This window comes from Ideonella sp. (assembly GCF_035254525.1).
Classification (GTDB): domain Bacteria; phylum Pseudomonadota; class Gammaproteobacteria; order Burkholderiales; family Burkholderiaceae_C; genus Ideonella.
The window spans coordinates 1-5,681 of sequence record NZ_DATFAN010000147.1 but is presented as its reverse complement, the minus strand read 5'-3'; the positions used below and the strand labels follow the sequence as shown (position 1 = coordinate 5,681).

The window sequence follows — 5,681 nt, the reverse complement described above, 5'->3', positions numbered from 1 at the left end:
CCGGCGCAGCACTGGTCGGGGCGCGGCCTGAACGACCGCATGAACACCCTGTGGGGCGGCTTCGCGGTGCTGGCCGACGACTGCCACCTCTTCTACGCCGGCGACACCGGCTACTCGCGCGACTTCGCCGACATGCGCGAGCACTTCGCGCCGCGCCAGGCCGAGGTGCACGGCGGCGGCTTCGACATCGCGCTGCTGCCGATCGGCGCGTACGAGCCGCGCTGGTTCATGGCCTCGCAGCACGTCAACGTCGAGGAGGCGCTGCGCATCCACGAGGATCTCGGTGCCAAGCGCTCGCTGGGCGTGCACTGGGGCACCTTCGAGCTCACCGACGAGCCGCTGGACGAGCCGCCGCGCGTGCTGGCCGACGAGCGGGGTCGCCGCGGGCTCATGCCCGACGACTTCTTCGTTCTCGCCGTCGGAGAGACGCGGCTCGTCGCGCCACGCCGAGCCGGCGTCCGATGAGCGGCGCCGGCATCGCGCCGCCGGCCCGGCGCCTTCAGTCGGCCGCTTCCCAGCGTTGCGCGCTGGCGCCGGCAAGCGCGCGCACGCGCTCCTCGTCCTGCGCGAACTCCGCCGCGGGCCCTTCGTAGGCGACGCGGCCATCGTCGAGCACGTAGGCGCGGTCGGCGATCTCGACGGCGGCGCGCACGTTCTGCTCGACCAGCAGCACCGACATGCCTTCCTTGCGCATCGCGACGATGACCTCGAACACCTGCTTCACGATCAGCGGCGCGAGGCCCTGCGACGGTTCGTCGAGCATCAGCAGGCGCGGGTTGAGCAGCAAGGCGCGCGCGATCGCCAGCATCTCCTGCTCGCCGCCGGACAGCTGGCGTCCCTTGCTCGCCTTGCGCTCGTGCAACCGGGGAAACAGCTCGTAGACGCGCCCGATCGTCCACGGGCCGCTGCGCTCCAGCGGCACGCGCAGGTTCTCGTCGACGCTCAGGTTCGCGAACACGCGACGCCCCTCGGGCACGAAGCCGACGCCGAGCGCCGCGACACGGTAGGGCGACCAGGCCTGCGTCTCCTGGCCCAGCACGCGGATCGTCCCTTCACGCGCCGGGGTGAGCCCGATCAGGCTGCGCAGCGTGGTGGTCTTGCCCGCCCCGTTGCGACCGAGCAGCGTGACGATCTCGCCTTCGCGCACGGTGAGCCCCACGCCGTGCAGGATGTGGCTCTTGCCGTAGAAGGTGTGCAGGCCTTGCGCTTCGAGCACGTTCATTGCGTCTTCCCGAGGTAGGCCGCCTGCACCCGCTCGTCCTTTGCGATCTCGTCGGCCGTGCCTTCGGCCAGCACCGAGCCTTCGGCCAACACCATGATGCGGTCGGCGAGATGGAAGATGACGCGCATGTCGTGCTCGATGAGCACGATGCTCAGCTTCTCGTCGCGGTGCAGCCGGCGGATCAGGCGGGTGATGTCGTAGGTCTCCTGGTCGCCCATGCCTGCGGTGGGTTCGTCCAGCAGCAGCAATCGCGGGCGCAGCGCGATCGACATCATGATCTCGGTGGCACGCTGGTCGCCGTGCGGCAGCTCGCTCACCAGGCGGTCGGCCTTGTCGCCCAGGCCGCCCATGCGCAGCAGCTCATCGAGGCGCTGGCGGATCTTCGCGTCCTGCTCGGCCGAAAGCCACGGCCGCTTGCGCAGGCCCGAGGCCACCTCGATCGGAATGCGCAGGTTCTCGCGCACGCTCAGCTCGGGAAATATCTCGGTGATCTGGAAGGTGCGGGCCATGCCGCCGGCCACGCGCCGGTGGGCCGGCCACGCGGTGATGTCCTGGCCGTCGAAGGAGATCGTCCCCGAGGTGGGCGGAAAGAAGCCGCTGATCAGGTTGAAGAAGGTCGTCTTGCCCGCGCCGTTCGGCCCGATCACCGCGCGCAGCTCGCCCGGCTCGACGTTCAGGGACACGCCGTCGACGGCGCGCAGGCTGCCGAAGCAGCGGGTCACGTCGCGCACCTCGAGCAGGCTCATGACGCGACCTTTCGCTTGATCATGCCCAGCACCCCGCGCGGGAAGAAGCTCACCACGAGCACGAAGAACAGGCCGATGATCGACATCCAGTTCTGCGTGTGGCTGGAGACGTAGTCCTGCAGCACCACGAAGATCGCCGCGCCCACCAGCGGACCCCAGAACGAGCGCATGCCGCCCAGCACCGCCATGATCACGAAGTTGCCCGACAGGCTCCAGTGCAGCGATCGCGGGTCGGTGAAGTTGCTCAGCAGCGCGTAGAGCGCGCCGGCGAGGCTGGCGAAGGCGCAGGAGATGACGAACGACAGCCAGATGTGCCGCTCCACCGGAATGCCCAGGAAGCGCGCGCGCCGCTCGTTCTCGCGGATCGCGATCAGGGTGCGCCCGAGCGGCGAGCGCAGCAGCAGCGCCATCAGGCCGACGGACGCGGCGAACAGGGCCAGCACGAGGTAGTAGAAGGCCTTGTCGTTGCCGAGGATGTCGATGTCGGTGAAGCCCAGGTGCAGCGGCTGGCGCTGCCAGCCGGTGAGGCCGTCGTCGCCGCCGGTCACCGAATTCCAGCGGAACGCGATGAAGTAGAAGACCTGTCCGAAGGCGATGGTCACCATCGCGAAATACACCCCGCGCAGCTTCACGATCAGCGCGCCGATCAGGGCGGCGGCCACGGTGCCCACCACGACGCCGATGGCGATCGCGAGCGCGGTGCTCGGTGCGAAGAACTTGAGCGACATTGCCGCGCCGTAAGCGCCCAGTCCGAAGTAGGCCGCGTGGCCGAACGACAGCACGCCCGTGAAGCCGAGCAGGAAGTTCAACGCCATGGCGGCCAGGCCGAGCACCACGACGCGGCTGGCGAGCTCGGTGTAGCCGCCCACCGCCTCGAGCCAGTACGGCATGGTCGCGAGCACGAGCCAGATCACCGCCGTCCCCACGCGCTTGTCGAGAGCCCTCACTGCGTCCTCCCTTCCTCGCCGAGCAGGCCGCGCGGGCGCACCAGCAGCACCAGGCCCATCATCACGTACATCACCGCCTCGGTGGCCGAGGGGAAGAACACCGTGGTCACGCCCGAGGCCACGCCGATCAGCAGGCCGCCCAGCAGCGTGCCCGGCAGGCTGCCGAGGCCGCCGACGATGATCGCCACGAAGCTCGGCATGATGAGCGAGGTGCCGATCGTCGGCTGCAGCCCGAGCATGCCCGCGGCCAGCACGCCGGCCAGCCCGGCGAGGTAGATGCCGAGGCCGAAGTTCAGGTTGCGCAGCACGCCCACGTTGACGCCGAGCACCGAAACCGTCTCGAGGTCCATCGTGCCGGCGCGGATGCGCATGCCCAGGCGCGTGCGGTTGAGGATGAAGAAGAGCCCGCCGACGGCGACCGCGACGAGCGCGACCATGAACAGGCGGTAGCCGGTGAGAAAGAAGTATTCATGCGACAGCGGCGTCGTCAGCCAGCCCGGGATCGGATACGGAAGGCTTTGCGCGCCCCAGATGTAGCGCGTGCCGTCTTCGAGGATGTAGGCCAGCCCGAAGGTCAGCAGCAGGCTGTACAGCGGATCGCGGCCGTACAGGCGCCGGATCAGGACTCGCTCGACCACCAGGCCGATGGCGGCCGTGAGCAGCGGCGCGACGAGCAGGGCGCCCCAGAAGCCGATCGCGGGCATCAGCGTGAAAGCGAGGTACGCGCCGATCGCGAGGAAGCCGCCGTGGGCGAAGTTGATCACGCCGCTGAGGTTGAGGATCAGCGACAGGCCGAGCGCCATCAGCGCATAGAACGCGCCGACGATGAGGCCGTTGAAGACATTGAACAGCAGCAGTTGCGTCATCGGCGGCGTGGCCTTTCGAAGGCTCGCGAAAAGGGGAGCGGTTGCGCGCGCTGTCGCGCGGCGCCGGGCTCGCAGGCTCGACGTCGCGCATCGCAGACACCTCGGCTCAGGACGGCCAGGTCATCTTGCAGCCGGTCTCCTCGAGCGTGCCGGCCGCGTCGATGCCCTTGACGACCTCCGTCACCTTGAACAGGTCGTCGGGTGCGCTGCCCTTGGCCTGCGCCTGGCCAACGTAGAGGTTCGGGATGAGCTGGTTCTGCCCGGCGCGGAAGAACGCGCCGTCGGGCATCAGCGCGACCTCGGGCGGCAGCTTCAGGCCCTGCAGCGCCTTCGCCATCTTGACCGCTTCGAGGGACTTCGCGGTGTTCGCGGCAAGCGCGCACGACCAGGTCGACGCAAAGCCGAACCAGGTGCGCGCCGTGGGCACGCGGCCGGTCTTCTTCTTGATCGCCTCGACGAACTCGGCCACGTGCGGCACGCCCGGTTGGTTCCAGTACCACTCGAAGACCCAGGTGCCGATGCGCGCTTCCGGCGGCAGGCCCTCCAGCGCCTCGAGCTCCTGCTGTCCGCCGGCCAGGTGGAAGCGCTTGTCCAGGCCGAACTGCACGGCCTGCTTGAGCGCATTGATCATGTCGTCACCCTGCGTGAGGAAGACGATCACGTCGGGACCGGCGGCCTGCGCCTTGATGAGGTACGAGGAGAAGTCGGTCGTGCCCAGAGGCGTGAGGTCGCCGCCGACCTTGCTGCCGCCGGCCTTGGTGCAGGCCTTTTCCAGGCCGGCCTGCAGCGTGTGCCCGAACGCGTAGTCCGGGGTGATGTAGTACCACTTCTTGCCCGCGTTCTTGATCAGCGCCGGCGTCACCGCGTTGGCTTCCATCTGCGTGGTGTTGCACACGCGAAAGACGTTCCAGTGGCAGCTCGCGCCGGTCACGGCGTCGGTGTGCCCGCCGGGGACGATGTGCAGCACGCCCTTCTCGTTGCTCACTTGCGCCATCGCCAGCGAGAGGGCCGAGTTCACGTTGCCGAGCAGGAAGTTGACCTTGTCGCGCTCGATCAGCTTGCGCGCCTTCTGCACCGCGGTGCCGGCGTCGCCGCTGGTGGAGTCCTCGATCAGCAACTCGGCCGGCCGCCCCAGGATGCCGCCCTTGGCGTTGATCTGCTCGATGGCCAGCTGGCAGCCGATCAGCTCGTTCTTGCCGACCGCCGCGTAGGTGCCGGTGAGCGGGTTGTCGAGCCCGATGCGAACCGCGTCGGCGGCTCGCGCCGGGATGATGAACGGTGGTGCCAGCTGCAGCAGGCCGGCACCGGCGGCGGCCTGGATCACGCGACGACGTGGCAGCAAATCCCGCGACTTCGGAGCATTCATGGTATCCCCTATGCGAATCCGTGGGTTCCCCGGACGGGCCGGGGGCGCAGTGCTCAGTGGAGGCGCCGTGAGATCGAGGTAGCGGGAGAAGGTGGCTCCATCGAACGGGCCGATGCTAGGTCGGCGTTTGCGCGACGCGCAAGAGTAGTGTCCTGAAGTGGGGCGCGAGATCGCACAGTTGCGCCGCCGCGCACGCGGGAACCGCGCCAGGCCGCAGGCCGCCGTCGCTGCTGCCCGCGGAGACATCGTGTTGCAGGGGCTTGGCGAAGCCGCGCTACCCTTGCGCGCTCCATTCAGCGAAAGACCCTGTTCGAGATGTTCGGACGATCCAAACCCGTCGTGTTCGATCCCTATGGCAGGCGACGCTCGCGCTGGCGCATGCCGCGCTGGCTGGTGCTGCTGCTGGTCGGCATCGTCATCGGCGGCGGCGGTGTGCTGTTCGTGCAGCAGCGCTACCTGCCGCCGCGGCTGTCGGCCGAGGCCTCCGCGGCACTGCGCAGTTCATTCGAGCAGGCCGATGCCGAGCGGCTGCGG

General features: G+C 69.0%; 6 protein-coding genes and 1 pseudogene. 2 read left to right on the top strand and 5 right to left on the bottom strand.

Annotation, left to right across the window (positions count from 1 at the left end; all coding sequences use genetic code 11):
- Positions 1-465 (top strand): MBL fold metallo-hydrolase (locus VJ693_RS14945; protein ID WP_324155338.1); only part of this gene is annotated, 465 nt, incomplete at its 5' end.
- A gap of 34 nt (positions 466-499) precedes the next feature.
- Here VJ693_RS14945 and VJ693_RS14940 read toward each other — a convergent pair.
- The 5 genes from VJ693_RS14940 to VJ693_RS14920 all read right to left on the bottom strand — a co-directional run bounded on the left by VJ693_RS14940 (position 500) and on the right by VJ693_RS14920 (position 5,147).
- Positions 500-1,222: an ABC transporter ATP-binding protein gene (locus tag VJ693_RS14940; protein ID WP_324155336.1), complete on the bottom strand. Its 723-nt coding sequence runs from the start codon at positions 1,220-1,222 to the stop codon at positions 500-502.
- Positions 1,219-1,968, bottom strand: coding sequence for an ABC transporter ATP-binding protein (locus tag VJ693_RS14935; protein ID WP_324155334.1), 750 nt, complete (start codon positions 1,966-1,968; stop codon positions 1,219-1,221). Before VJ693_RS14935 ends, VJ693_RS14940 begins: the two co-directional genes overlap by 4 nt.
- Positions 1,965-2,858, bottom strand: coding sequence for a branched-chain amino acid ABC transporter permease (locus tag VJ693_RS14930; protein ID WP_324155340.1), 894 nt, complete (start codon positions 2,856-2,858; stop codon positions 1,965-1,967). Before VJ693_RS14930 ends, VJ693_RS14935 begins: the two co-directional genes overlap by 4 nt.
- A gap of 53 nt (positions 2,859-2,911) precedes the next feature.
- Positions 2,912-3,781 carry a branched-chain amino acid ABC transporter permease gene (locus VJ693_RS14925; protein WP_324155333.1) on the bottom strand — a complete coding sequence of 290 codons (870 nt, stop codon included), beginning with the start codon at positions 3,779-3,781 and terminating at the stop codon, positions 2,912-2,914.
- Between the two features lie 106 nt (positions 3,782-3,887).
- Positions 3,888-5,147 carry an ABC transporter substrate-binding protein gene (locus tag VJ693_RS14920; protein WP_324155331.1) on the bottom strand — a complete coding sequence of 420 codons (1,260 nt, stop codon included), beginning with the start codon at positions 5,145-5,147 and terminating at the stop codon, positions 3,888-3,890.
- 339 nt (positions 5,148-5,486) lie between these two features.
- Here VJ693_RS14920 and VJ693_RS14915 point away from each other — a divergent pair.
- Positions 5,487-5,681 (top strand): annotated as a pseudogene (locus VJ693_RS14915) (hypothetical protein); the annotation flags it as partial.

What these genes read in the sequence shown, in the direction of transcription:
- VJ693_RS14940 (WP_324155336.1), bottom strand. Translation starts at nt 1,222, where the DNA reads ATGAACGTGCTCGAAGCGCAAGGCCTGCACACCTTCTACGGCAAGAGC.
- VJ693_RS14935 (WP_324155334.1), bottom strand. Translation starts at nt 1,968, where the DNA reads ATGAGCCTGCTCGAGGTGCGCGACGTGACCCGCTGCTTCGGCAGCCTG.
- VJ693_RS14930 (WP_324155340.1), bottom strand. Translation starts at nt 2,858, where the DNA reads ATGCCGTACTGGCTCGAGGCGGTGGGCGGCTACACCGAGCTCGCCAGC.
- VJ693_RS14925 (WP_324155333.1), bottom strand. Translation starts at nt 3,781, where the DNA reads ATGACGCAACTGCTGCTGTTCAATGTCTTCAACGGCCTCATCGTCGGC.
- VJ693_RS14920 (WP_324155331.1), bottom strand. Translation starts at nt 5,147, where the DNA reads ATGAATGCTCCGAAGTCGCGGGATTTGCTGCCACGTCGTCGCGTGATC.